Annotated in this window: 27 protein-coding genes; 13 read left to right on the top strand and 14 right to left on the bottom strand. The window is 65.2% G+C overall.

The genetic code is table 11. The features are described 5' to 3' along the window. Positions 1–44: 44 nt before the first annotated feature. Both PBN85_RS16400 and PBN85_RS16395 read right to left on the bottom strand, forming a co-directional pair. Positions 45–827, bottom strand: coding sequence for a hypothetical protein (locus PBN85_RS16400; RefSeq protein ID WP_271299659.1), 783 nt, complete (start codon positions 825–827; stop codon positions 45–47). Beyond that, positions 824–1,297 carry a hypothetical protein gene (locus tag PBN85_RS16395; protein ID WP_271299658.1) on the bottom strand — a complete coding sequence of 158 codons (474 nt, stop codon included), beginning with the start codon at positions 1,295–1,297 and terminating at the stop codon, positions 824–826. Before PBN85_RS16395 ends, PBN85_RS16400 begins: the two co-directional genes overlap by 4 nt. Positions 1,298–1,806: 509 nt before the next feature. On the opposite strand from PBN85_RS16395, the gene PBN85_RS16390 reads away from it, so the two are divergent. The 5 genes from PBN85_RS16390 to PBN85_RS16370 all read left to right on the top strand — a co-directional run bounded on the left by PBN85_RS16390 (position 1,807) and on the right by PBN85_RS16370 (position 5,474). Then, a complete protein-coding gene (locus PBN85_RS16390; protein ID WP_271299657.1) occupies positions 1,807–2,505 on the top strand; it encodes a DUF4145 domain-containing protein in 699 nt (232 codons plus the stop codon). A gap of 70 nt (positions 2,506–2,575) precedes the next feature. Then, on the top strand, positions 2,576–2,806 hold the full coding sequence (locus PBN85_RS16385) for a hypothetical protein (protein ID WP_271299656.1): 231 nt from the start codon (positions 2,576–2,578) through the stop codon (positions 2,804–2,806). A gap of 150 nt (positions 2,807–2,956) precedes the next feature. Beyond that, on the top strand, positions 2,957–3,838 hold the full coding sequence (locus tag PBN85_RS16380) for a hypothetical protein (protein ID WP_271299655.1): 882 nt from the start codon (positions 2,957–2,959) through the stop codon (positions 3,836–3,838). 338 nt (positions 3,839–4,176) lie between these two features. Next, the gene (locus PBN85_RS16375) at positions 4,177–4,923 is read left to right on the top strand and encodes a hypothetical protein (protein WP_271299654.1); all 747 of its coding nucleotides are present in this window, start codon (positions 4,177–4,179) and stop codon (positions 4,921–4,923) included. Then, a complete protein-coding gene (locus tag PBN85_RS16370) occupies positions 4,920–5,474 on the top strand; it encodes a hypothetical protein (protein ID WP_271299653.1) in 555 nt (184 codons plus the stop codon). The genes PBN85_RS16375 and PBN85_RS16370 overlap by 4 nt, the downstream gene beginning before the upstream one ends. 82 nt (positions 5,475–5,556) lie before the next feature. On the opposite strand, the gene PBN85_RS16365 is transcribed toward PBN85_RS16370, so the two are convergent. The 9 genes from PBN85_RS16365 to PBN85_RS16330 all read right to left on the bottom strand — a co-directional run bounded on the left by PBN85_RS16365 (position 5,557) and on the right by PBN85_RS16330 (position 14,251). Beyond that, positions 5,557–6,915, bottom strand: a complete 1,359-nt coding sequence (locus tag PBN85_RS16365; RefSeq protein WP_271299652.1) for a hypothetical protein — start codon at positions 6,913–6,915, stop codon at positions 5,557–5,559. Between the two features lie 189 nt (positions 6,916–7,104). After that, a complete protein-coding gene (locus PBN85_RS16360) occupies positions 7,105–7,605 on the bottom strand; it encodes a S49 family peptidase (RefSeq protein ID WP_271299651.1) in 501 nt (166 codons plus the stop codon). Further along, complete coding sequence (locus PBN85_RS16355; RefSeq protein WP_271299650.1) at positions 7,602–7,982, bottom strand: hypothetical protein; 381 nt, start codon at positions 7,980–7,982, stop codon at positions 7,602–7,604. The genes PBN85_RS16360 and PBN85_RS16355 overlap by 4 nt, the downstream gene beginning before the upstream one ends. Position 7,983: 1 nt before the next feature. After that, positions 7,984–8,514, bottom strand: a complete 531-nt coding sequence (locus PBN85_RS19025) for an HK97 family phage prohead protease (RefSeq protein ID WP_443026753.1) — start codon at positions 8,512–8,514, stop codon at positions 7,984–7,986. Further along, the gene (locus PBN85_RS16350) at positions 8,511–9,176 is read right to left on the bottom strand and encodes a hypothetical protein (RefSeq protein ID WP_271299649.1); all 666 of its coding nucleotides are present in this window, start codon (positions 9,174–9,176) and stop codon (positions 8,511–8,513) included. Before PBN85_RS16350 ends, PBN85_RS19025 begins: the two co-directional genes overlap by 4 nt. Before the next feature lie 124 nt (positions 9,177–9,300). Further along, positions 9,301–9,762, bottom strand: a complete 462-nt coding sequence (locus PBN85_RS16345; protein ID WP_271299648.1) for a hypothetical protein — start codon at positions 9,760–9,762, stop codon at positions 9,301–9,303. Continuing rightward, positions 9,759–10,055, bottom strand: coding sequence for a hypothetical protein (locus PBN85_RS16340; RefSeq protein WP_271299647.1), 297 nt, complete (start codon positions 10,053–10,055; stop codon positions 9,759–9,761). The genes PBN85_RS16345 and PBN85_RS16340 overlap by 4 nt, the downstream gene beginning before the upstream one ends. Before the next feature lie 777 nt (positions 10,056–10,832). Beyond that, a complete protein-coding gene (locus PBN85_RS16335; RefSeq protein ID WP_271299646.1) occupies positions 10,833–13,910 on the bottom strand; it encodes a phage/plasmid primase, P4 family in 3,078 nt (1,025 codons plus the stop codon). After that, a complete protein-coding gene (locus PBN85_RS16330; RefSeq protein ID WP_271299645.1) occupies positions 13,907–14,251 on the bottom strand; it encodes a hypothetical protein in 345 nt (114 codons plus the stop codon). Before PBN85_RS16330 ends, PBN85_RS16335 begins: the two co-directional genes overlap by 4 nt. Positions 14,252–14,467: 216 nt before the next feature. On the opposite strand from PBN85_RS16330, the gene PBN85_RS16325 reads away from it, so the two are divergent. After that, positions 14,468–15,301, top strand: a complete 834-nt coding sequence (locus tag PBN85_RS16325; RefSeq protein ID WP_271299644.1) for a DUF429 domain-containing protein — start codon at positions 14,468–14,470, stop codon at positions 15,299–15,301. Positions 15,302–15,308: 7 nt separating this feature from the next. Beyond that, a complete protein-coding gene (locus PBN85_RS16320) occupies positions 15,309–15,866 on the top strand; it encodes an isochorismatase family protein (RefSeq protein ID WP_271299643.1) in 558 nt (185 codons plus the stop codon). Positions 15,867–16,160: 294 nt separating this feature from the next. Here PBN85_RS16320 and PBN85_RS16315 read toward each other — a convergent pair whose 3' ends face one another. Beyond that, positions 16,161–16,754, bottom strand: a complete 594-nt coding sequence (locus PBN85_RS16315; protein ID WP_271299642.1) for a TlpA family protein disulfide reductase — start codon at positions 16,752–16,754, stop codon at positions 16,161–16,163. Between the two features lie 16 nt (positions 16,755–16,770). Between PBN85_RS16315 and argH the strand changes: the two genes are divergently transcribed. From argH to PBN85_RS16290, 5 genes are read left to right on the top strand one after another with little or no spacing between them, the layout of a single operon-like run. Further along, on the top strand, positions 16,771–18,138 hold the full coding sequence (gene argH, locus PBN85_RS16310; RefSeq protein ID WP_271300915.1) for an argininosuccinate lyase: 1,368 nt from the start codon (positions 16,771–16,773) through the stop codon (positions 18,136–18,138). Continuing rightward, positions 18,135–18,383, top strand: coding sequence for a hypothetical protein (locus PBN85_RS16305; protein ID WP_037535185.1), 249 nt, complete (start codon positions 18,135–18,137; stop codon positions 18,381–18,383). The genes argH and PBN85_RS16305 overlap by 4 nt, the downstream gene beginning before the upstream one ends. A gap of 22 nt (positions 18,384–18,405) precedes the next feature. After that, entirely contained in the window at positions 18,406–19,683 is a 1,278-nt protein-coding gene (gene lysA / locus PBN85_RS16300) for a diaminopimelate decarboxylase (protein ID WP_271299641.1), read from the top strand. Further along, a complete protein-coding gene (locus PBN85_RS16295; RefSeq protein ID WP_037535183.1) occupies positions 19,680–20,444 on the top strand; it encodes a precorrin-2 dehydrogenase/sirohydrochlorin ferrochelatase family protein in 765 nt (254 codons plus the stop codon). Before lysA ends, PBN85_RS16295 begins: the two co-directional genes overlap by 4 nt. Beyond that, positions 20,441–21,394 (top strand): CorA family divalent cation transporter, encoded by a 954-nt coding sequence (locus PBN85_RS16290; RefSeq protein ID WP_271299640.1) that lies wholly within the window; start codon positions 20,441–20,443, stop codon positions 21,392–21,394. Before PBN85_RS16295 ends, PBN85_RS16290 begins: the two co-directional genes overlap by 4 nt. On the opposite strand, the gene PBN85_RS16285 is transcribed toward PBN85_RS16290, so the two are convergent. After that, positions 21,361–21,954 carry a hypothetical protein gene (locus PBN85_RS16285; protein WP_271299639.1) on the bottom strand — a complete coding sequence of 198 codons (594 nt, stop codon included), beginning with the start codon at positions 21,952–21,954 and terminating at the stop codon, positions 21,361–21,363. The genes PBN85_RS16290 and PBN85_RS16285 overlap by 34 nt on opposite strands. A 161-nt stretch (positions 21,955–22,115) precedes the next feature. Between PBN85_RS16285 and PBN85_RS16280 the strand changes: the two genes are divergently transcribed. Beyond that, a complete protein-coding gene (locus PBN85_RS16280; protein ID WP_271299638.1) occupies positions 22,116–22,967 on the top strand; it encodes a LysR family transcriptional regulator in 852 nt (283 codons plus the stop codon). Between the two features lie 12 nt (positions 22,968–22,979). Here PBN85_RS16280 and fliS read toward each other — a convergent pair whose 3' ends face one another. After that, entirely contained in the window at positions 22,980–23,378 is a 399-nt protein-coding gene (fliS, locus tag PBN85_RS16275; RefSeq protein WP_037535180.1) for a flagellar export chaperone FliS, read from the bottom strand. Position 23,379: the final 1 nt, after the last annotated feature.

Raw genomic sequence — 23,379 nt, 5'->3', positions numbered from 1 at the left:
CAACACGGTTTTAGAGAAAGGCGAAAGCGTGTCAACGTCTCACGCTATTCGTCGGCTGCCAGCATCTTTTCGGCGACGTCGTCCCAGTCGGGTTCGGGTTGTCCTGCATCGCCCAGGATCGACTCCTGACAGACCTGACGCACTCTCCGGTCGATCAGGTTCAGCAGGACGATCTTCGCGCTGGGCCGCCCGCGGAAGAACATCGCGCCGAACAGCGCCGAATATGCTCGCGGGTCATTCCGATCGATGCCCACGATCTGACACGGCCGATCCGGGGTCGCTGCTACGGCTGCATCCGAGCCGGTGATCAGATATGTCGTGAACGGCGAAGGGAAGAGGCCGCCGCCTTCGCGACGAGCAGGCGCACCGAACTGTCCCTCCAGGACGCCGTGAAGCATCCAATGCTCTGCTGCCACCGACGCGGCACTGGGGGAGCTACCCTGCCGGACCAATTCCGCTGTGACGGTCAGCATCAGCACACTCCGAAGCGTGAACTTGTTCGGCGCTCCATTGATATGCGCCTTTGCGTCGCCCTCGTTCAGCCGAACATGCTCTCGCTGGAACCAGGCCCTTATGGTCGCAGGCGCAACTTCAGCGGCCTTGGCTACCGTGGCCATGGTGAAGAGCGGAACGTTGTCGGGAATCTGCCACATGAGCCGATGGTCCTCTTGCGATTGCATTTGGACCTTATGCGTTTGTTTATGGGTGACGTCAACAGATCGCTTTCGTGCCTGTCGATCAGCTTTACGGCCGCGAAGCCGCTCACAATCAGCACCTGATCCGAACCGGGTCAGCTCGGTGAGGTCATCATCGGGGAGAAGCGTCACACGCCCAGCCTTTCCAGATCAGCAGCGAGCGCATCGCGATCGTCATCCTGCAATTCGCCAGCGACCCGCGTCAGGGCGATCTTCAGCTTGATGGCCAGCGCTTCGTGATCTGGTGCGGATTCCGCAATTAGGAGCGCCTGGGTGCGATACTCCTCTGCATCCAGAACGTCCTGACGATGTTCGATCGCCGGCCAGCCAACTACGTGCTGTGCCTGGTCGTCTCTCTTCTTCCATGCCCGCCAAGCATCGCGCAGTGGAGCAGCGAGGTGGCGGTAAGCAGGATTGACGGCGTATTCATCCATATCGGCCAGCGTCATGTGCAACGTCGCGACGTGGCCGCTGCGGGCGGTGTGCGTGAAAGATAGAGGGGGCTGCTCACCAGCGAGCCTGACCATCCGCTCCCAGGCTGGTTTATAGGTCGATTGGTTGAAGGCATCCGATCGTTGCAGAGCAGCACGATAGTCGGCCAAGCAGCGATCCCACGACCGCGAGTTCTGGGTGATCGCAGCAGCGGATGCCGCAGTCGCGGATACGGCCAGAGCACCCGCGCCTACGGCGAAGCTCAGGACGCCCCGGCGGCTGGGAATGTTAGTGGAATTTACCCGATCGGTTCCGGGTGACGCGAGCATGCTCGTGGCGCTATGAGCGCGGGTAGCCTGTTGCATGGAAGACGCTCCTGCGATTGGTCAGAGCCGGAGCGAGGGTCCTAAGCCTTGCTTCGGCTCGCCCTTTCTGACATCAAGAACGGGCTATGTCAAAGGTTTCTGACGTCAAAAAGATTGGACGGCCTGCTACAGGCATCGGAACGCCTGTGACGGTGCGCTTTCATCCGGAGCAATTGGCCGCACTGGACGCATGGATATTGCAACAGGATCCGAGACCAACGAGGCCAGAGGCAATGCGCAGGATCCTCGGTGCCTTCATACAGAATGCGCGACCAGTAGCGGAGCAGGATTGAATGGCCGGAAACGCAGATCCGATGTTCGTTACCGACTGCCCTCGCTGTACAACTAAGGCAGTCACATTCGACGCCCTGTCCGCATCGATTGTGCCCAGAACTGCCGATAGGTATTTCACGTTCGGCAGATGCCGAGCCTGTTACCAGCCAACCATATTCGAGCTGCATAACGTTCGCGGCAACAAGTCGCCACTTTCATCCGACTTTGCTGGTGAAATTATCAATTCCGTATTCGAATTGGTAGTGTCAAAACCAGTCTTACGTAACACCGCTACTTGCCCAGAGTTCGTACCTGACAATATTCGAACGATTTTTGAAGAGGCGAGTTTGTGTTACGCCATTGGAGCTTTCGACGCCAGTGGTGCGATGTCGCGCAAGGTGCTTGATGCTGCCACACGCGAGCTGATCCCGGTTGAGCCCCAATCGGTTGACAAGTCAGACCCAAATTATCTTTCATGGAAGGTGGCGAAGGACCTCAGGCTTCGTTTGGATTGGCTTTTCGAGCGAAAAATACTCCCGAGCGATTTAGCCGATCTGGCCTCTTGTGTTCATCAGGACGGCAACGACGCCGCACATGCTTCCGAAACTATCGGTGAAGAAGGGGCGCTCGACCTCCAGGAATTTACTACATCGATTTTAGAGACTCTCTACACTCGGCCTGGACGAATTGCACAGAACGTCGAGCGACGAGAGAGGCGACGTCTTCCACCATCTGGGTAATGGAGCCAATCCACTAAACAGACCATGCAGCCGGATCAGCTTGTAGCCTCTCCAGCCCAAGGATAATCGCATGAAGGTACGTGTATTCCGCCCAGCAAACGACGCGGATTTTGACTATCTTGGAGAAGACTTCGACTTCGAGGCAGTGCCTGCGGTCGGGCAGATGCTGCGCTACACCAACCACGAGCCTGCCGATCTCCTAGTTGAGCGTGCCGGTTTTATACAGGACGGTGAGTCTTTTGTTGCCTGTGTTTGGCTGAAAGACGAGCCGCGCGCGTATGATATGAAAGCGTTTCTTTAAGTCCCCGCCGGCATGCAAAAGGCTCTAAGTGCAGGACGCGCTGCAGTCGCTGACCTCCTACGTCGAGGAGCTGATACTTTCGACCCGGTAGTAACTCCTCAAGATCAAGATTTAGAAGAGCCGGGAATTGGTCCCGACGCGTTGAAGTACATGAGTGAGCTCGCCAACGAATCGTTCAAGCGACAGCTCGAACTCGACGAATCGGTATGGCGGTCATTGCCCTTTTTCGCTGCTACGTTCGCATTCATCGCCGCCATGGCCGGGCGTGCGGCAACTGATACGCCGAAGATCGCGGGGTCGTTCATTCCAGTCGTTTCGCATATCTTCTTGATACTTGCGATCGGTAGCTTGGCCTGGGCTCTTAGATGGTTCGTACCGATCCTTCGTAAAAGAGAATACGAATATCCCTCCAGTGACGAGGAGGTGAAAAGGTTCGCGGAGGAGATGAACGAGTATCATTCTGCGCTCGGCTTGGAAGGGGACGATCTAGACGCGAAGGTCGTTGAAGAGCTTCGCCTATTCATGATCGATCAACATGGGTCGGCCGCACGCACCAATTTCGTCCTGAACGGCACCCGGATGGCCGCTCGGAGCAAGGCGCTGCTATTCATGCTCACGGGCTTCGTGCTCGCATTCCTATGCGAAGCGACTATATTCGTTTACAAGGATTTCTCTGGTCCGGCTGAGGTGCAAAATGGCGCAGAAGAACGGCAAGTCGGTTCACAGGAGCAGCGCAACGGGGCAGTTCGTGCCGGTGCGCCCAACTCCGCCGAAGTCCCGGATGGTGACCGAGGGCGCGAGCTTCTGGGGAATGAAATCCAAGCCGCCAAAGGTACGCGAGAAGTAGAGATGGTGAAGCGGCCAACCCAACGTCCTACCGGCACGGTACAGGCGCCGACTCGGCCAACGCCTCCGTCGCCGCAGTACATGGCGAAACGTGGCACAGAGCTCGGCAACAGCGTCACTGGTCGGGTCAAGCAGCCCGGCGGGGGCGCACCGCCCAGTTCGCCGAGCGGCAAGCGGGAAGACTGACGTCGTGGCTAAAGATCCTCCAATTAAGCCCGGCACCGCGACCCAGCAGTCTCCGGTGAAACCCAATAGGCCTGGGCCTCAGTATCTCGCGAAGCTCCAGGATGGCTATGAGACGAAGGACCTTTCGGCTTCACGGGATCGTGAAAAAAAGGGGTAGCCGATCTCGCTCGGCCGGCTGCGGCAGGCGGCGCAGAATGTAGCTGTAATCCGGTAAGCCAATATGGCTATAGCTGCGTCATGGACGACGCAGCCCATGCAGCCGACATCTACGCCGCGCGCCGTGCGGCAGCTGTCCGGCATCTTGGGCGTATGCCCTGCGATGCGGTAGGAGGCTGACCGTGGGACCGGTTGAATATGTCTTCAGCATCGACGCATTCTCACCCACGAGCCTGCCTATGGCCCGCCTTGCGGAATATCTGACAGCCCTATCGAGGATGCTCGGGCATCCGGAGCACACCCATTTTCTGCGTGTCGACCCAGGCAGCGCGGAACTCGTCCATATGGTGGACGCCGTGGACGCGCCGAAGGTCGAAACCCGCATCAATGACATTCGCATCGGTGCCGGCACCAAGGACGGCGTGAAAGCTCGTCAGCAGCTCGAGGATCTTCTCGCAAATGATAACGCGGTGGGAGTTCTTCGCGAGAAGGCTACGGGCCGCGTCGTGCTGCCGTTCGTAGGGCGCAACCGTCCCAAGCCTCTCACATTTCCTCCGTTCCGCGAGAGTGCCACCATCGATGGCATGATCGTCGCGATCGGCGGGCGGGACACTACCGCACACGCGACGCTTCAGGACGGGGATGTCTTCCACACCGGGGTGGAGATGAAGCGCGACATGGCACGCGATCTCGCGCCCCTTCTATACGGACCTACCGTCCGTCTGCACGGGAACGGTCGCTTCGAGCGGCAGACAGACGGCGTGTGGCGGATGTCGGACTTCAAGGTCGAGCGAGTCGAGCGGCTAGACGAACGCCCCGTGACCGACACCCTTGCTGCCATCCGATCGGCAGCCGGCAACGGCCTGATGGATCCTGATGCGTATCGCCGAACCGCGTCGCTCCGCTCCCAAGAGGATGAAGATCGTTGATCCTGACGGTGGACAGCTCTGCTCTCGCGCTGCTCGTAAATCCATCGGGGGAACCACCGACTGATCAGTCTGGCGTTCCGGTCAGCAATGCTCGCGAACGCATCGAGCATCTGCTTGCCAGCTTGAACGCCTCGGATACGATCATCGTACCGACCCCCGTGCTGGCGGAGATGCTGGTGATCGCCGGCGACGGGGCACCGGCCGTGCTGGAGCAGCTAACCAGTCAGGCGAGACTTCGGATCGAGCCGTTCGACATTCGGGCGGCGGTAGAGACTGCCATGATGACCCGCGCCGCGAAGGACGCCGGCGATAAGCGCGGCGGTTCGTCAGCACCCTATCAGAAGGTGAAGATCGATCGTCAGATCGTCGCAATCGCACGTGTGCATCGGACCACGCGCCTTTATGCCGATGATCGCAACCTCATCACTTTCGCTAAGGCGCTTGATATGGACGTGGTGAGCACATGGGAATTGCCGCTGCCTGAGGCGGAGGAGACACTCTTCTCGGCCGCAGGCGTCGAGATCGACCGAAAACCGCCCGTAGCCTTGTAAGAGAGGCCTCACAAATACTGGTGGCAGAGAAAAGCACAGGATCCCGTCAAACTGTCTTAACTTGAATGCCTCGTTGATCAGCTCAGCTCAGCTCGGGCGGAGGTGGACTGTCGATCGGTTGCTCATGCCCATAGGTTCGCTTCGGCGTTACCTCACCGAAGCGGAACCTGTAAGCTGAGTTCATGCTAGTTGGGCGAAGTCTGACCCATGGATCCGCCATTTCAGCATCACTAAACTTGGTCGGCATGCTTTCTCCGCATCTGCTGCGGTCAATCCGAAAGTCAGACGGACCGAAATCCGCGAGCTTATATCCATTTGCGAACACTTGGATCGAGTGGATCTTATCCGCAAGCTCGCCATTAACAAACGGGAGAAACATTCCATCCTCAAGATTTCGAAGCGCGAGCGTCGGCAACGGCGGTCGATGGCAATCCGCATGGCGGTAAGTCGCGACGAGCGCCTGCACCGGATCAAGGCCACGCCCGCTTGTCCAGCTTGTCTGCTCATACTCGAGTCTAATCTTGGCGGTCTCCGAAGCGTCTTGCCCAACGGGCGCGTCTTCCGCCTTCTGGTTGTAGGATTCTAGGTCGGCGGGAAGATACAGCTCCCACTGTCCAGATCCTATGCCGTTTCCGATGCCCGCCGTCGTGTCTCGACGCTTGTCGTCCAAGTCATCGCGGAAACGGTCGGATTTGTCGGAGCTGCCGAACCAGAGCGTGTGCATCCCAGGTCGAAATTCATTGAGGGTAAGGAACACGAACGCCCGAAAATGTCCGATCTCGCTAGCGAGGTAGGGCTTTTTCAGGACGAAGCGAAAGCTGAGCGCGTCAAGGGGGTCCCTCGCCTCTGATAGAAAGAGTAACCGGTCCAACGTCTTCTCGACCTTCTGGAAGCCACTGGTAACAACATCTTGGATCTGGGCACCGTAGCGCGAAAGGAAGCTCGCCTGCTCGGCCTCGGAAAGCGGGATGCCAAGATACTGAAAGCGAATAAAGAAGCCGCTAGGTGAATCCAGCTCGATGCGAAGGCGTTCGCGGTCTAGGATGTCGCAGTGCTCAATCCCCGCATTGCTCGCCTCCTTCTTCATCTCGTCCTGTTCACCCATCGTGAAGTGTACGTTGGTAAGAAATACGAAGGCTTTTGGCGCCGGTTCGGCAGCCATCGCCGACTTAAGATCGTCTTTGAATTTGCGTCGAATCTTCTTCTTCTGCTCGTCGGAGTCGTTCGCGCTGTTCGCGAAGCCGACTGCTCCAAATGTTTTGAGAGCGCCGCCGAAGTGAGCCTCTATGTCACGACCGCCGTCACGTCCGCCGAGTGGATGGCGCGGCCTCACCTCGGTGTAGCGAGCATCAAGCGAGAGAACTGCGCGACACATCTGCTCGCGGTCACGCTGATTGGAGTCGAGCCGGCTTCGCAGGCGGATGTCAGTGTCGGTAGCCATGAACAGAGACTATCGGTTTTGAAGTGTTAAATTCAATGGGTGGCGCGGAGCCGCTCATGGCCGCTTTGGGCACTGTCGGTCGCTCTCCCAACCCGATCGAGCTGGCAAAAGGTAGTTGCTTGTGACCGTTTCGAAAGGCTAACCTCAATGACAGCTATTGCAGCCTCGTATCGAACTATGCAGTTCGCATCAAATGGAGGCCGCGATCTCCATCAGTGCGGCCTGCCGGCGCATGAGGCCAAGCCGTATTTGCGGTGACCCTTGACGGGCCAAAACTTCGCGCATCGTGGCCACGCCATCGATGGCACCGCGCGCCAGAGCGCGCGCGGCGGAGAATGTCTTGCCAGTGCCATGGACGCGAGCGACGTCGGCCAGTCGCAACCCCCGCCCCCTGGCAATTGCGACCATGAAGCGTCGATTGGCGGCATCAACGCCGGTTTGGATCTCGGCTCGGTCCTTGTCGGAAAGGGGCGCGTAGGGGTGCGCGGCGATCTTGTCCGAAGACGACGCGATCAGCGTTGTCTTCATGCCGATCTTCGCCTCGAAGCCGAACATGTCGGTATGACCGGAACGCACGCCGACTGATCCGACCTCACCGGACTTGGTGACGTAGAACTTGCTGGCCTGCGTCGATAGCCAGTAAGCGGCCGAGAAGCAGTAGGGATCGGCGACGGCGATCACCGGCTTCACGGTGCGCGCCGCGTGGATCGCGTCACCGACCTCCTCGCATCCCCACACCGTCCCGCGGGGCTGCGCACAGCCAGGACGATCGTTGCGACGGACTTGTCCGCGGCGGCCTCGCGGACATGATCGGCGATCAGGTCGTAAGGCGTGCCGCCCGCGACCATGCCTTGAGGAGCAAGGACACCTGTCACGGGCACGATGAGGGTGGAGCCCTGGCGCTCCGGCGTAGCTGATTGTGCCGGACGCCCCGCGCCTGCCATGCCCGCGACCAGACGCGATACAAAGCTGGGCATCAGGGCAGCGGTAGCCGTCTGCCGCTGGATGGCATCGAGGTAGCGTGGATGTAACGCCCACAAGGTGGAGGCGGCCGGAAGCTCGTTCATGCTAGGCCGCTCGCTGGGAGATAACCCGGCTTGCTTCCCATATCGGGAGCAGCGCAGCCGCGTGGGGTGGCAAGCCAAGCGGATGCGCGGCAGCGTGCCAGCAGACAGCGCCCGGACATGCTCCACGAGGGCAGATGCTTATCTCGTTAAGAGTCGCTCTCGAAACGCTGTCGAAGAAGACGTTGCCCTGCCGCTGTGTGGTAGCGGCTTCCATGTCGTACCCAGCGGAGCATTGATCGTACCGGCCTTCGGAAATCCCGCAGACGAGGCTCCAGGCAGTTGACGGGGGTTTGAAGGCGAACGCCAGACCGTAGTCGTCGGACCAAATCTGAAGACCGATATCTTTACCTCCACCGACCTTTTGTGCCTCACGGTGCATGAACCAGATTTCCACCGTGGCAGCGTCGTAGGAAAAGCAGTTGCGCTCAAACCTCGCGGGGCGCGCTAGGTGCGGCGCATGCGGGCGTCCGATGACGCCCGTGACGACCCCCCACCGGGCGACGTAGCCATGGATGCCCGCGCGCCAGCTCACCGGGCGCACTCGCGCGCGCGCGACTCCAGTTCGGCCAGGTTGGCAATGCCCTGAAGGTTGCGGAGGCGATCGTCGTAGCCAGCGTCCTTCGCGACGTCGTGGATCGCCGTCTCGAGGCGCAGCGCCTCCTGGAGGGTCGCGCACGCGTCGGCGATCACTGAGGCGATCGACATGTGCGCGGGCCGCACCGCCTCGGCCGCATCGATCGACCGCTCCGAACGCATCGTCTCCATGTCAGACCAGACCTGAGCCTGCGCCCTGACGTGGCTACGGACCTCATTTTCGAGGCGCGTCTGGCGGCTCCTCAACTCTTCGAAACCCTGAAACGGGTCGGCCTCTACACCGTCGATGATCGCCTGCGCCTGCCGATCAATGCGATGCTTGTTGTACGCGGACATGCCGCGCGCGATCGATGTGATGGTCTCGCTCAATTCGCGGCTGAGTTCGGCGCGACGCGTGCCGATCCGAAGGTGCTTGACCGCGAGTTCTGCATAGTCCGGGTGCTCAGCAAGCGGGACAAGCTGGATCTCAAAACGCTCCTTAACGGCGTCGGACTCCTGCTTACGTCGACGCAAGGCACCTTCGAAACGTTGAATCCGTCGAGTGTTGGCAAGTTCGTCATTCGCCTCGCGATCGACGTCGCTCCGGGTCGGGACTAACACATCCTCTCCCGTCAGGTTTAGTGCTCGAGCCATCGTTACCTCCTTTGTGTCGTCTGGTTTCGGTTGCTTCGTGCGCCCAGCCGCTGGCAGCGAAAAGCTGCGGCTTGCTGCCAATCGGCGACGCTCACACGGACAGGATCACGCGGATCGTTCGCTCGCTGGGGACAGAGGCCGGCAGGCGGGCGATGTGGAACAGGTATTCGCGCGGCCGGCCAAGATAGCTCGTCGGCATGTCGTCCAAGTCGACGTCGAGGCCAGCAGCTCGGCGCGCGTACGAGTTCGCCTCCTTGGCGATCTCGCGCGCTTGCCCGCTCGTCGACATACCTTGGTAGTGCGCCGAAGCCAGCCGACGGAGGAGATCGTCGCGAGCCGCGATACGGTCGATCGTCAGCGCCGACCGCCGGCCCGTCGCAGCCTTCAGCCCGAGTGCGGTCACCGCGTCTCCACCGCGAAGGATGATCCCCAAGGCTCCCGCGACGCTAGCCGCCGAGGAGTCGCCGGCGGACGCCAGCATGTCCCGGACTCGGCGGAGATCGCCGACGGTCGGTCGCACGCCCGGTGCGCCGAGGCGGATGCTGCCGCTCATCGCGGCGGCCTTCCACGAACAGCATCGTCGAACAGGTCCAGCTGGCCCGTCGTGCCGATCGGGGCGGCCTCCATTATCGCGGCGAGACGACGGCGACGTCTCTCGTTGCGGCCGTCCCGCCAGTGCTCCCGCACGAAGACTGCTGCGGCGTCGAGGTCCAGGATGAACGGTTTGCCGTACTGCCCGTGCTGGATGACCGGAAAATCGTTGCGCGTCGCGATGAACCGCGCCAGCGACGGGTAGCTCGGCATCCCGTCGAGTTGAGCGAGATCGGTCAGCGTCCCGAGGCTCATGCGCGCACCGTAGCGGCTGGGAAATTAAATGACGCCGGAGCGAGCCGCAGGTTGGCAGCGGAGGGTGGTACCGCCATTGCCACATCGGCCGCGCTACGCTGTGCATGCCGGCGACTCGCGGGGAGGAGACCTTTCGCGGCAGTCTCGCCACCTACAGCACGCCCACGGGCGTCTAGGGCGGCTAATTCAACCGTCAGCGACCTCGAAAATCCGCTCAGCGAGAAAAAAGTCCCCGCGTGAGACCGTTGCGGTCTAGGTCGAACGCCTCCCCACCAGATTATACCCCCCCCCCGGGGGGGTGCCCATCGCGCAGCAGGCGAGATGTTTGCTGCACAATTCTGGATAGCAAACTTTCGGCTTGTCGACGGTGTGCAACTGCTGTGCACTTTTGCGCAGCAAACCATCAGGCGCGCCGACCTCGCCAGGGCGGGTCTGCTGTCCAATTTTGGACAGCGGTCGATCGCATGAGGCGGGGGGCAGCATGGCCGGGGAGCAGCTTACCGCTGTCGATCCTCCCGCAACCTTCCCACCAAAAGCCTCGAACCTCCCACCATCAAATTTAGTCATATCGTTATATCCCAATGACTTAGTTTCTTTTCATGGGAGGATTGGGAGGGTTGGAATAGTTATCGTATGTTTTGTCGCGCACATGCGCGCATGTGTGCGCATGCACGTTGTACGGAACATCATCGAAACCCTTCCTACCCTCCCAATCCCGCAGAAAACTGCCGTTTCTGCTTCCCACAATCTTCCCACGACCATCCCAGCTTGGGAGGATCACACCGGCCAGTCGTCCGGCCAGTCGGCCGGGTCGGGCGGGGCGGGGGCGGGTGGCGCGCGCGGCGCGGCGGACGCGCTGTCGTCGAGGACGCGCACGGTCCCGTCGTCGTTGACAAAGTCGGACGCGGCGCGGGTCAGGCGCAGCTCCAGCCAATACATCCCGTTGGACTTGTGCTTGCGGTAGCCCTTCTCCGTCATCGCGCTGGAGAAGCCCTTGTTGGTCCACTCGCGCTCGCCGGCAGCGCGAGCCCACGCCACGAACACGCCATGCAGGATCGACGACTGGACGCTCGCCTTGTCGTCGGGGACGACGCATTCACGCAGGAAGCGAGCGAGCGGATCGCTGGCATCGCGATAGGCCTGCGTGTCGGCCGTTACCGACGACGGCTCGACCAGCCCATGCCGCAGATAGTCGAGTAGGCCCTGCACCAGGCGCAGGAATACGCCGGACGCTTCTTGCCGCTTGATCTTGTCGAGGAGCTCCGGGTCCTTCTTCGGCGTCCCGTCCTCGTTCAATTCGAGGTCGATGTTCTTCAGCCAGGAGACCAGCTTCATCCGGCTCCAGATGCCGTCGTCGGTGTCGGGGATGCCGGGCTTGCTGTTGCCGCTCATGATGAGTTTGAAGCGGGGAACGAGCTCGAAGAAGCCGCGATGCAGCGCCCGGGTCGGGACCGGCTCGCCGCCAGTGGCGAACTTCACCAACGCGGCGTTGAGCTTGGCATCGCGGTCCGGCTCCGATGCGCGAAGCATGCGGACACCGCCGAGGCGGGCGAGATCGGGCGACGCCTGATCGCCGCGCTTCTTGATCCCCTGATCGAGGAAGGTCTCGATCAGCGTCGTCCCGGAATAGTCCCCTAGGACGTGACACCACGCATCGATCGTCGTCGACTTACCGTTCCGGCCGCGTCCGTAATTGTACCAAAGCTTGTGCTCGCCGGTCAGGCCGGTCGACCCATAGCCGCCGACCTGATGGAGGTAGCGCCGTACAGGCTCCTCCGGCTGCGCCCACGCAAGCATAGCATCGTAGAGCGGGGCCGAGGCCTGCGCGTCGTAATCTACCGGGGCCAGCTTCGTGTTGTAGTCCTCGCGCCGATGCTCAGACAGCTCGACCGTCGCCCATCGGCTCCCGTCCTCGCTCTTGCCGCTCGAAAATCGCAGGGTGCCGTTCAGCACGCCGATCGCCAACGGATCGAGGTCGAACTGCTCGATCGGCACCGTCAACCACTGTCGGGCGAGCAGCGCGACGGCGGCAGGCTTGCCCGTCGTCTCCGACTTCCGGCCGAACGCACGGATGACGTCAGAGAACAGCTGGAATGAGTTGCCCTTCGGCAGCCACTTGTCCAATCCGGTCGCACTGCCAGCCCCCGGGACTATCGCCTTGCCGTCGTCATCGAGCGCGTTGCTGGATCCAGTATCGGCAACGAGCTGCGCCTCGCGCTGGATCAGCCGCACGGTGTTGAACACCGCCGCGATCACCTCCGCGGGTGTGGTCTTCTCGTCCTGGTCGAGCTCTTTCCACCGCCGGCCGTCCCAGCCGAGCCAACCCTTCGCGGTCGTGAAGCGATAGTCGTCTCCGTAGCGCTCGCGGAAGCGCTCGGCGATCCCGAAGTCGGTGAGGGCGTAGCGCGCACAGCGCAGCGTCAGCATAACAGGGCCCAAGTCGAAGCCGCGTTCGCGACCGGCCGACGTCGCCTGCTCGATAGACGCTGCCGTCGCGGCCGGCAGGTCCTTGGCAGCAAAAGCCAGCTCTTCGGCGACGGCCGCGTCATCCAGGAGACCCGCAGCGCAACGCCGCCCCGCGCCGAACGCGAGAGCGGTTACCGCATCGGCGGAGCCGTCCAGAGTCTGTACAGCGCGGCGAAACCATGCGGCGGCAATGCTGGCATGGCGATCGCGCTCCACCCCCACTGGAAGAGAAACGAAGCTGTTCTTCCCATTGCGGGAGGGTTGATCGTCGGGCCGGCCGCCGTTGCGCCGGCCGGCAGCCGAGTGGTCGGCCGAGGTCGCGCCGTAGGACGTCGATGGCGCGCAAGATCGCCGGTCTCCTGAAGCAGACGGCCGGCCCGACTGGCGGCGGTTGGTGCCGATCGCCGTCAGATCGCGAGGCTTGGCCCGCCCATTCTCGATGCCGTTGTCGATCGCGCTGGCGTGCGCCTGGTATGCGGCAGCATCGAAGCCGCGGACCACCTCCAGTAGCGACTGACGTACGATGATCTCGGACAGCGCGCCGGCACCGACGAATTGTCCAAGGTTGAAGGCGGCATGATATGCTCCCTGATTTCGGCCACCGTGCCGGCCACCGCCCTTGGGCGTGGCGGCGAGCTCGCCGACCTCGCGGTCCAGAGCGTTCATGGCATACCGGCGATGAGCTTCGTCGATGTCGACGGCGAACCGAGGCATGTTCTGGGCCGGCGTAGGTGCCGCGGCGACGTCCTTGCCGACCGGACGCAGCATCAACTCGAGCAGGGCGTCCGGCAGTTCCGCTATCCGGGATGGGTCGTCGTCCGTCAGCCAGTGGTAATCGCCGGCCGCGTCCTCGGCGTTCCCGGCGAAGTGGCTGGGCGCTACGATGACGTAGCCACCGGCGCCGCGCACATCGATGTGCTTCGGCAGGCTGCCTACGTTGCCGATGTTCATGCCGGCGGGCATCTTAAACCAGTGATGCTCTCCGCCCGATCGGGTGAGGCCGATCAGCGTCGGCGGCAACTCGCCACCCATCGCGGCGGCGAGCTCGGCTTTAAGCCTGTCGAGGGTCCAGACGTCTTGGCCGACGATCTCGCCGGTCGCTTCGTCTACGATGGTGTCCGTGCGAGGATCGAGATCGACGACGATGAAGCCCGCCGCGCCGACCGCGACACCGATCATGGCCTTTGGCCATCTGGTCCACCACCCCCGAATCTGCTCCGGATCGGTCGACGCTTTCTTTGCGCCTCCGGTCCCGCGGATCGGATTGCCGTCCCCATCGCGATCCATCGGCAAGTAGGGGCGCTTGGTCCTGGGGTCGCATGGGATCACCGGCCACCCGCGCGCCGCATAACGAAGCGCCACCTTTAGCAGATCGTCGACCGCGATCATGCGACGTCCTCCAGACCGACGACGTCACCCGCGCGCGCCAGATCGAGGCCACCGCGCCGACCCGTCAGGACCCGCGCGCCACCTGCCTCTTCCAGCCGGTCGAAAGCCATGCGCTGCGCCTTGGCGAAGGTGTTGCAGCCGATAGGTGGAAACCGCAGGTCGACGCGTCGGCCGCTGAAGAATGTCCAGATCGTGTAGCGGGGGCCGACCTCGTTCTTGCGTCGGCGAAGCAGCTGCACTGTCCGGCATGGCGTGTACCATCCACGTCCGCGCTGCTTCTCCGGGCCAACCGGCCAGGTGCCGCAACCCTTCGCGAAGGCGCGGGCGAGGGCGGTCTCCATCGGCACAGCCTCCGGCCTCGCGCACTTCGCGTTGCAGCGATTGCAGATCGAAATTTCGCGTGAAAGGTTAGCCAGTGCGCTATGTGCGCCCCTCGGGAGAAGTCGATTGGTTGAGGGGAGGTTTGACAACGCAAGCTGTTGTTTTTGCTCGGCAAGTCCAGCCCTTGTCGGGCATCCAGTTTTCGCCGTTCCGGCGGTTTCCCATCTCCTGTGATCATGGATGTCGTGCTCGGCATCGACGCGGCGTGGACGGCGACGCGGCCGAGCGGCGTCGCGCTCGCCGTGCGGCAGGCGGGGCGGTGGACGTTGCGGGCGGTGGCGCCGTCCTATGCGCATTTCCTGGCGCTGGCGCATGGCGAGACGCTGGACGGCGCCCCGACCGGGGCGGTGCCCGACGTGCCGGCGCTGCTCGATGCGGCGCAGCGGCTGGCGGGAGCGCCGGTCGGACTGGTCGCGATCGACATGCCGCTGGCGCTGACGCCGATCACCGCGCGAAGGCCGTCGGATAACGCGATCGCGCGGGCGTTCGGCGCCTGGCATTGCGCGACCCATTCGCCGAGCGCGGAACGGCCGGGCGCGTTGAGCGACAGGCTGCGGGCCGGCTTCGCTGCGGCGGGATATCCGCTGCGGATGCAGGATGCGCCGGCGGGCGGCCTGATCGAGGTCTATCCGCATCCGGCGCTCGTGCGGCTCGCCGGTGGCGCGCGGCGCCTGCCGTACAAGGCGGGCAACAGCGCCAAATACTGGCCGAGCGAACCGCTCACGGTGCGGCGCGGGTTGCTCCACGCCGAATGGCGGCGGATCGCGGCGCTGCTCGCGACGCGGTTCGACGGGCTTGCCGACCGCCTGCCGCCGCTTGCCGACCGCCCTTCGGGCATCGACGCCAAGGCGCATGAGGACATGCTCGACGCGATCGTCTGCGCCTGGGTCGGCGTCACCGCGCTCGACGGGCAGGCGGAGGCCTATGGCGACGACGATTCGGCGATCTGGGTGCCGCGCGCCCTCTCGCCCTGCGACTCGCCGGGAACCGCGGCGGGCGCGGCCGGTTGAGCGCGACATGCCGACCTTCGACCCCCGCTCCACCGCCCTGATCCTCATCGACCTGCAAGACGGCATCGTTGCCGGCGACAAGGGGCCGCACAGCGCCGACGCCGTCGTCGCCGCGGGCAAGACGCTCGCCGCGCGGTTCCGCGAGGCGGGCGCGCCGGTGGTGCTCGTCCACGTCGGCGTCACGCCCGAGACGATGCCGAGCCTCAATGTCGACCAGCCCCGCCTGCCGGCCGAGGGGACGCCGCCGGCGTTCAGCGCCTTGGTCGACGGGCTGCGGCAGGACGGCGACCTCGTCGTGCTCAAGCATCATTGGGGTGCCTTTACCGGCACCGACCTTGATCTGCTGCTGCGCCGCCGCGGCGTGAAGACGGTGGTGATCGCCGGCATCGCGACGAATTTCGGCGTCGAGTCGACGGCGCGCGTCGCGTGGGAATTGTCCTATGACGTGGTCGTCGTCGAGGATGCGAGCACGTCGCGCTCGGCCGAGCTGCACGACTTTGCGGTGCGGGAGATCCTGCCGCAGATCGCGCGGGTGGTGAAACTGGAGACGGTCACCCTCAGCTGATCGCGTTGGAAGCGCATATCGGGTCGCCGAGTGGGTCCCTCGCAAGTCAACCTGCGGAACCCCGCCCTTCGACGAGCTCAGGACTAACGGCGGGGGGATGGCCGATCCCGATATAATTGCCGTTCGCGCTGAGCGTGTCGAAACGCACCCCCTCCCCAAGCGAGACAGCACCTGCAGAGCCGCGCCTTTCCAGCCGGGACGTGATGGTGGGCAGCGAGCCTCAACCTTCCCCGTCCGGATTGCATTCGAGGGCACGCCCGCCTGCCCGCGCAATCACCATCCCGCGAATCAGCCTCACCCCGCCTCGGCGATCAGCTTGGCCGCCGCGGCGCTGTTCCAGTCGTTGCCGCCGTTCCAGCGCCACACCTCCTTGCCCGCAGCGTCGAACAGCACCGTCGTCGGCAGCGTCGCGCCCCAGCCCGTCGCCAGCGCCATCGCCTTGTCGTGATAGGGGACGAGCGTCGGCGCGCCATGCGCCTTGAGGAAGGCGGGAACGTCGGCGCCGGCGCCGCTGTCCTGGCTGATCGCGGCGATGCGGATATGGCCGCTCTTCGCCAGCGCCTCGAGCGTCGGCAGCTCGGCGACGCAGGGGCCGCACCAGGTCGCCCACAGATTGACCAGCACCGGCTGGCCGCGGAAGGCGGCGAGCGTCACCGGCTTGCCCGCGGCATCGGTGAAGGGGGTGGTCGGCGCCGCGGTGCCCTTGTGGCTGCGATCGAGGCCGATTGCCGCGCCGGAACTGGTGCCGGTCGCCTCGTCGGGCGATACGGTGGTCGCATCGGCTTGCGCGTTCGCTTGCCCGGAGGACGTGCTTTGCCTATCGCAGCCCGCGGCGGTGAGCGCCAGGAGACAGACGATCGCGACGCGCGTGGAAGAGGCCGGGAGCATGAGCGGTTCCAATTCGATGTGGGGCGGCAGGTTCGCCGAAGGGCCCGCCGCGGTGATGCGGGAGATTAACGCGTCAATCCCGTTCGACAAGCGGATGTGGCGACAGGATATCGCCGGATCGAAGGCGCATGTCGCGATGCTCGCGCAGCAGGGCATCGTCGCGGCCGAGGATGCCGCGGCGATCGATGCCGGGCTGGACGCGGTCGCCGCGGATTACGAGGCGAACGGCGTTGCCGAGGATCTCGCGCTCGAAGACATCCATATGCAGACCGAGGCGAAGCTCGCCGCGCTGATCGGCCCGGTCGCCGGGCGGCTGCACACCGCACGCTCGCGCAACGATCAGGTCGCGACCGATTTCCGCCTGTGGGTGCGCGACGCGATCGATCAGGTGCTCGGCGCGCTCGCCGCGCTGACCGACGCCTTGCTGACCCGCGCCGAGGCGCATGCCGATGCGGTGATGCCGGGCTTCACCCATCTGCAATCCGCGCAGCCGGTGACGCTGGGCCATCATCTGATGGCCTATGTCGAGATGATCGCGCGCGACGTGTCGCGCTTCCGCGATGCCCGCGCGCGGATGAACCTCTGCCCGCTCGGCTCGGCGGCGCTCGCGGGGACGAGCTTTCCGCTCGACCGCGCGATGACCGCCGCCGCGCTCGGCTTCGACGGGCCGACGCGCAACAGCCTCGATGCGGTGAGCGACCGCGACTTCGCGCTCGACTATCTCACCGCGGCGACACAGACCGCGCTGCATCTGTCGCGGCTCGCCGAGGAATTCGTGCTGTGGGCGTCGCAGCCGTTCGGCTTCGTCGCCCTCTCGGATCAATGGTCGACGGGCAGCTCGATCATGCCGCAGAAGCGCAATCCCGATGCCGCCGAGCTGGTGCGCGGCCATGCCGGGCGGATCATGGGCTGCATGACCAGCCTGATGGTGACGATGAAGGGTCTGCCGCTCGCCTATTCGAAGGACATGCAGGACGACAAGCCGCCGGTGTTCGAATGCCATGACCTGCTCGGCCTGTCGATCGCGGCGATGACCGGGATGATCGCCAGCGCGACCTTCCGCACCGACCGGATGCGCGGCCTCGCCGAGAGCGGCTTCGCGACCGCGACCGATTTCGCCGACTGGCTGGTGCGCGAAGCGGGGCTGCCGTTCCGCGAGGCGCATCACGTCACCGGCCGCGCGGTCAAGCGCGCCGAGGAGCTGGGCGTGCGGCTCGACGAACTGCCCTATGCCGAGTTCGAGGCGATCGATCCCCGCGTCAACCAGAACCTGTACGACGTGCTGTCGGTCGATGCCTCGGTCGCCAGCCGGACGAGCTTCGGCGGCACCGCGCCCGCCAATGTGCGCGCCGCGATCGCCGCGGCGCGGGAGAGTCTGCGATGAAACGTCCGATCGCCTTCGTCCCCGTCGTCTCGCTGCTGCTGGTGCTCGCCGGCTGCGGCGCCGCCAAGGAATTGCAGCCCGCGCCGGGCCGGCCGCTGCCGGTCGCGCCTTACGGCGCCAAGGCGACGCCGACGCCGGCGCAGCTGATCACGCCGACGACGCAGCAGCGACCGCAGCGCAGCGACGAGCTGCTGCGCAATTCCGAACAGCGGCGCGCCGACGATTTCGATCTGCCGCCCAACTAACATTCGAATCGATCCACGCCCGATGAACCATTTCGACCACCGCGACGGCATCTTGCACTGCGAGGACGTGCCGCTGACCCGTATCGCCGATGAGGTGGGGACGCCGGTCTATGTCTATTCCACCGCGACCTTCCGCCGCCACGCGCAGGTGTTTCGCGAGGGGCTGAAGCCGCTCGGCCGCATCCACCTGGCGTATGCGATCAAGGCCAATCCCAATGTCGCGGTGCTGCGCCTGCTCGCCGAGGAAGGCTATGGCGCCGACGTCGTGTCGGGCGGCGAGATGGCGCGGGCGCTGGCCGCCGGCATACCGGCGGCGGACATCGTCTTCTCGGGCGTCGGCAAGACCCGGGCCGAGCTGTCGCGCGGGCTCAACGAGGGCATCGGCCAGTTCAACCTCGAGCTGGAGGAGGAAGGCGTCGTCCTCGCGCGGCTCGCCCATGCCAAGGGCAAGCGCGCGCCGGCGGTGCTGCGCGTCAATCCCGATGTCGACGCCGGCACGCATGCCAAGATCTCGACCGGGCGCGCCGAGAACAAGTTCGGCGTGCCGATCGACCAGGCGGCGGCGATGTTCGCACGGCTCGCGCCGCTCGACGGGCTCGATCTGCGCGGTGTCGCCTGCCACATCGGCAGCCAGCTCGCCGATCTGTCGCGGCTCGAGGAAGCCTATCGCCGCATCGGCGTGCTCGTCGCCGAGCTGCGCGCGGCGGGGCATCGCATCACCCATGTCGATCTCGGCGGCGGGCTCGGCGTGCCGTACAAGGCCGGCGACACGCTGCCGAGCCCGGCCGATTACGGCGCGATGGTCGCGCGGGTGACGGAAGGCTGGGACGTCGAGCTGATGTTCGAGCCCGGCCGGGTCATCGCCGGCAATGCCGGCGTGCTGCTCACCGAGGTGATCTGGGTCAAGCCGGGCGTCACCAATCCCTATGTCATCGTCGATGCGGCGATGAACGACCTCGCCCGCCCCGCGCTTTACGATGCCTGGCACGATTTCGACGCGGTCGCGCCGAGCGGCGAGCGGATGACGGCCAATATCGCCGGGCCGGTCTGCGAGAGCGGCGATACCTTCGCGATGGGGCGCGACATCGATGCGGTGGTGAGCGGCGACCTCGCGGTGTTCCGCACAGCGGGCGCCTATGGCGCGACGATGGCGTCGACCTACAACAGCCGCGCGCTGGTGCCCGAGGTGCTCGTCGACGGCGACCGGTTCGCGGTCGTCGCCGACCGGATCGCCGCGGAGACGATCCTCGCCGCCGAGCGCGTTCCCGACTGGCTGATGCCGGGACGCGAGCCGGCGTGACGCTGCACAGCCTGCCGCTGTTCGTGCGGCTGGCGGGCCGCCCGGTGATCCTGCTCGGCACCGGCGAGCCGGCCGAGGCCAAGCGGCGGCTGCTCGACCGCGCTGGCGCGGTGATCGTCGGCGAGGAGGTCGATGCGGCGCTGGCGGTGGTCGCGATCGAGGAGGAGGATGCGGCGGTGGCGGCGGTCGGGCGGCTCAGGGCGCGCGGCATCCTCGTCAACGCGGTCGACCGGCCCGAATTGTGCGATTTCACCACGCCCGCGATCGTCGATCGCGATCCGGTCCTCGTCGCGATCGGCACCGGCGGCGTGTCGGCGGGGCTGGCGGCGGCGCTGCGCCAGCGGCTCGAGGCATGGCTGCCCGCCGGGCTCGGCGCGCTCGCCACCCGGCTGCATGCGGCGCGGCCGGCGTTGCGCGCGCGCTACCCCGATGGCGGCGAGCGGCGACGCGCGCTCGGCGCGGCGATGGCGGCGGGTGGCCCGCTCGATCCGCTCGGCGCTGTCGCGGACGTCGATGTCGACGGCTGGCTCGCCGCGGACCAGCCGCGCGGCCGCGGCCATGTCCGCATCACGCTCGGCTCGCCCGATCCCGACGATCTGACGTTGCGGCAGGCGCGTGCGCTCGCCAATGCCGATCGCGTCATCCACCATCCCGGCGTGCCCGCCGCGATCCTCGACCGCGCCCGTGCCGATGCGGCGCGCGAGGCCTGGCCCGCGGCGGCGGCGGGCGAGGGGCTGACCGTCGAATTGGTGATGGCATGAGCGGATTCGGCTATCGCGTGACCGACGGCGCGGTCGAGCGCGTCGCGGTCAAGGAGGCGCTCGCCTGCACCGCCGATTTCGTCTGGGTGCATCTCACCAGCAACGAGGCGGAGGCGCAGGCCTGGCTGCGCGATGCCGCCAAACTCGATGATTACGTCGTCGACGCGCTCACCGCTTCGGAGACGCGGCCGCGCTGCGAAGCCTTTGCCGACGGCGCGCTGCTCAACCTGCGCGGCCGGTCGTCGGAGGAGATGGCGAGCGGCGATCCGCTCGCCTCGGTGCGGATCTGGGCGATCAAGGGGCGGGTCTATTCGGTGACGCGCCGGCCGCTGATCGGCATCGCCGACGTCGAGACGCAGATCGCGGCGGGCACGATCGTCGACCCCGGCGACTTCATCGCCGCGGTGGCGACCGCGATCACCACCGATCTCGATCCGCATGTCGCCGACCTCGGCGACGAGCTCGACGATTGCGAGGAGCGGCTCGACGCCAATCGCGTCTTCGACCTGCGCCGGGTGGTGACGCGGGTGCGCGTCACCGCGATCGGCTACCGCCGCTTCCTCAGCCCGCAGCGCGCCGCGCTCGAAAAGCTGGCGGCGCTGCCCGGCGCGTGGCTCGCCGAGGACGATCGTCGCCACCTCGCCGCCGCCGCCGATCGCGCGGCGCGGATGACCGAGGAGGTGGAATCGATCCGCGAGCGCGCCTCGCTGATGCACGAGGCGCTCACCGACCTGCGCAGCGAACAGATCGACAGCCGCTCGCTGATCATCTCGATCATCGCGATGATCTTCCTGCCGCTGACCTTCATCACCGGCGTCTACGGCATGAACGTCGCCGACCTGCCCTACGCGCAGGAGCCCTGGGCGTTCGATGCGATCATGGGGCTTTGCGCCGCGATCGCCGCGACGGTGCTCGGCTATTTCGCGCACCGCCACTGGTTCCAGAAATAGGGGCGTGCCGTCCGGATCGCCGCAGACAGGCGCAAGGCCAAGGCGAGACACAGCGCCGCGGCGAAGGGTAGGTAAAAGCTATCGTGGAGGGCGCGGGGGACATAGGATTTGGCGAAGGCGAACCAGATGTAATAGCCGCCGACCCAGTGCAGCCACCGCCACACAGTCGTCCCGATCATGCGCGCCGGGGCGCGGAACGACGTAGCCGCCATGGCGAGGATGAAGGCATAGCCGATGCCGTTGAGCATATAGCCCGACGGCTGTTGCGAAGCGTAGAACGCATCGGCATCGGCCCGGATAGAGGCCCCGATCGCCAGCGCATGGACGAGGTGCGATCCGGCGAAGGCAACGCCCAGGTAGCGACGGTTCCGCATCAGCCAGCGCGATAGCGGCATGGGCCGAAGGCGATGGAGCGCCGATGCGGTGAAGGCGCTGAGGAACAGGACGAGCGAGGCACGCGCGGTCATGCGGAGGGCGGAGCGCGCCCCCATGCTGCCGCCGATCCCGACGATCAGGACCAAGGCTGACGCTAGGACGACTGCTGTGACGATGCCGGTCAATCGCCATCCCCCTCACCGGATGACGGGGGCGTGGGCGGCGTTGGCGGGAGCGGGCATGCTGCACCTCATTCGGTATCGGAATGCCAAGCGCTATGCATGGCCGGCATTCAGCAAACAAACGACGATTGCTAGCGCCATTCAGTGCGGTTAATGATCGATTGATGCTCGATCCGGTCCTCCTCCGAAGCTTCCTCACCGTCACCGATACCGGCAGCTTCACGCAGGCCGCTGCGACATTGCACCTGACCCAATCCGCGGTGAGTGCCCATTTGCGGAGACTGGAAGCGGATGTCGGCCATCGCCTGTTCGACCGGACGACGCGGACGGTGGTGCCGACAGCGGCGGGACGGCAGCTGGCTGGCTATGCGCGCAGTATCCTGGCGCTGACTGCCGAGGCGCGCCTCAGTCTCGACGCCCGCCGCCACCTGCGCGGCCGAATCCGCGTCGGAGCGAGCGAAGGGATGGCGAAGGGGCCGCTGATCGAATGCCTGCGGCGTTTCGGCACGTCGCACGACGGGGTCGAAGTCGCGTTGCAGATCGGCCTGATGGGGGATCTGCTCGACCTGGTCGATCAGGGCGGACTCGATGTCGTGCTCGGCAGCCGCTGCGGCAGCGACCCGCGCGGCGAGGCGTTATGGACGGAACCGCTCGTCTGGGCGGCGGCGGCGCACGTCGACGCGACGCAACCCATCCTGTCGCTGGCGGTCTATCCCGACGCCTGCCCCTATCGTGCCGCGGCGATCGAGGCGCTGGCGCGGGCCGACCGACGCTGGCGGATCGCCTGCCAGAGTCCGAGCGGGGAGGGCCTGTTGATGGCGGTCGCCGCCGGGCTGGGGATCATGCCGATGACGCGATCGGCCTGCCGGGCAGCCGATCTGCGCGAGGTCGACGGTTTGCCGGCACTGCCCCCTGCGCAATTCGTGCTGGTCAACCGCGGCGCGACCCCGGCGGCGACGGCGATTGCCGACGACATCCGGCGTTGCATGACCAATCACGTCGTATCGAACCGTTGACCAACCGCGTCCTCACGCCGCGCGCGCGGTGCGCCACGCTTCGGCGATCTCGCTGAGGCTGTTGGCGGCGGCGCGGAACGGCGCGGGATCGTAGCCGACCGAGGCGGCGATCACCGTCTGGCGGATACCGGCATAGAGCCGCGCCAGCGTCGTCGACACCTCGCCGCCGCGCTCGAAGTCGAGGCCGGATTCGAGCGCGAACAGGATGGCGGTGGCACGCGTCACGCGCTCGCTCTTGGTGCGCAGCTGATTGTGCTCGACCGCCCAGGCCGCCGCGCGCAGCGCCGACACCAGTTCCTCGTACAGGAGCTGGACGAGGCCGGGCCCCTGCGCCTCGGCGGTGCGGCCGACGACGTCGATCTGGCGATAGGTGGCGTAGGGATCGCCGCGAAGAGCCGTTGCGTACGCCATC

Source organism: Sphingomonas sp. CV7422 (assembly GCF_027945725.1).
In the GTDB taxonomy this organism is placed as follows: domain Bacteria; phylum Pseudomonadota; class Alphaproteobacteria; order Sphingomonadales; family Sphingomonadaceae; genus Sphingomonas; species Sphingomonas kyungheensis.
This window is presented reverse-complemented; position numbering and strand designations above follow the sequence as displayed.

Coding starts and splice junctions, on each gene's coding strand:
- PBN85_RS16335 (WP_271299646.1), bottom strand. CDS start 13,910: ATGATCGCGGTCGACGATCTGCTAAAGGTGGCGCTTCGTTATGCGGCG.
- PBN85_RS16345 (WP_271299648.1), bottom strand. CDS start 9,762: ATGAGCGGCAGCATCCGCCTCGGCGCACCGGGCGTGCGACCGACCGTC.
- PBN85_RS16320 (WP_271299643.1), top strand. CDS start 15,309: ATGCCGACCTTCGACCCCCGCTCCACCGCCCTGATCCTCATCGACCTG.
- fliS (WP_037535180.1), bottom strand. CDS start 23,378: ATGGCGTACGCAACGGCTCTTCGCGGCGATCCCTACGCCACCTATCGC.
- PBN85_RS16280 (WP_271299638.1), top strand. CDS start 22,116: ATGCTCGATCCGGTCCTCCTCCGAAGCTTCCTCACCGTCACCGATACC.
- lysA (WP_271299641.1), top strand. CDS start 18,406: ATGAACCATTTCGACCACCGCGACGGCATCTTGCACTGCGAGGACGTG.
- PBN85_RS16380 (WP_271299655.1), top strand. CDS start 2,957: ATGAGTGAGCTCGCCAACGAATCGTTCAAGCGACAGCTCGAACTCGAC.
- PBN85_RS16340 (WP_271299647.1), bottom strand. CDS start 10,055: ATGAGCCTCGGGACGCTGACCGATCTCGCTCAACTCGACGGGATGCCG.
- argH (WP_271300915.1), top strand. CDS start 16,771: ATGTGGGGCGGCAGGTTCGCCGAAGGGCCCGCCGCGGTGATGCGGGAG.
- PBN85_RS16330 (WP_271299645.1), bottom strand. CDS start 14,251: ATGGAGACCGCCCTCGCCCGCGCCTTCGCGAAGGGTTGCGGCACCTGG.
- PBN85_RS16290 (WP_271299640.1), top strand. CDS start 20,441: ATGAGCGGATTCGGCTATCGCGTGACCGACGGCGCGGTCGAGCGCGTC.
- PBN85_RS16390 (WP_271299657.1), top strand. CDS start 1,807: ATGTTCGTTACCGACTGCCCTCGCTGTACAACTAAGGCAGTCACATTC.
- PBN85_RS16315 (WP_271299642.1), bottom strand. CDS start 16,754: ATGCTCCCGGCCTCTTCCACGCGCGTCGCGATCGTCTGTCTCCTGGCG.
- PBN85_RS16365 (WP_271299652.1), bottom strand. CDS start 6,915: ATGGCTACCGACACTGACATCCGCCTGCGAAGCCGGCTCGACTCCAAT.
- PBN85_RS16385 (WP_271299656.1), top strand. CDS start 2,576: ATGAAGGTACGTGTATTCCGCCCAGCAAACGACGCGGATTTTGACTAT.
- PBN85_RS16325 (WP_271299644.1), top strand. CDS start 14,468: ATGGATGTCGTGCTCGGCATCGACGCGGCGTGGACGGCGACGCGGCCG.
- PBN85_RS16305 (WP_037535185.1), top strand. CDS start 18,135: ATGAAACGTCCGATCGCCTTCGTCCCCGTCGTCTCGCTGCTGCTGGTG.
- PBN85_RS16355 (WP_271299650.1), bottom strand. CDS start 7,982: ATGAACGAGCTTCCGGCCGCCTCCACCTTGTGGGCGTTACATCCACGC.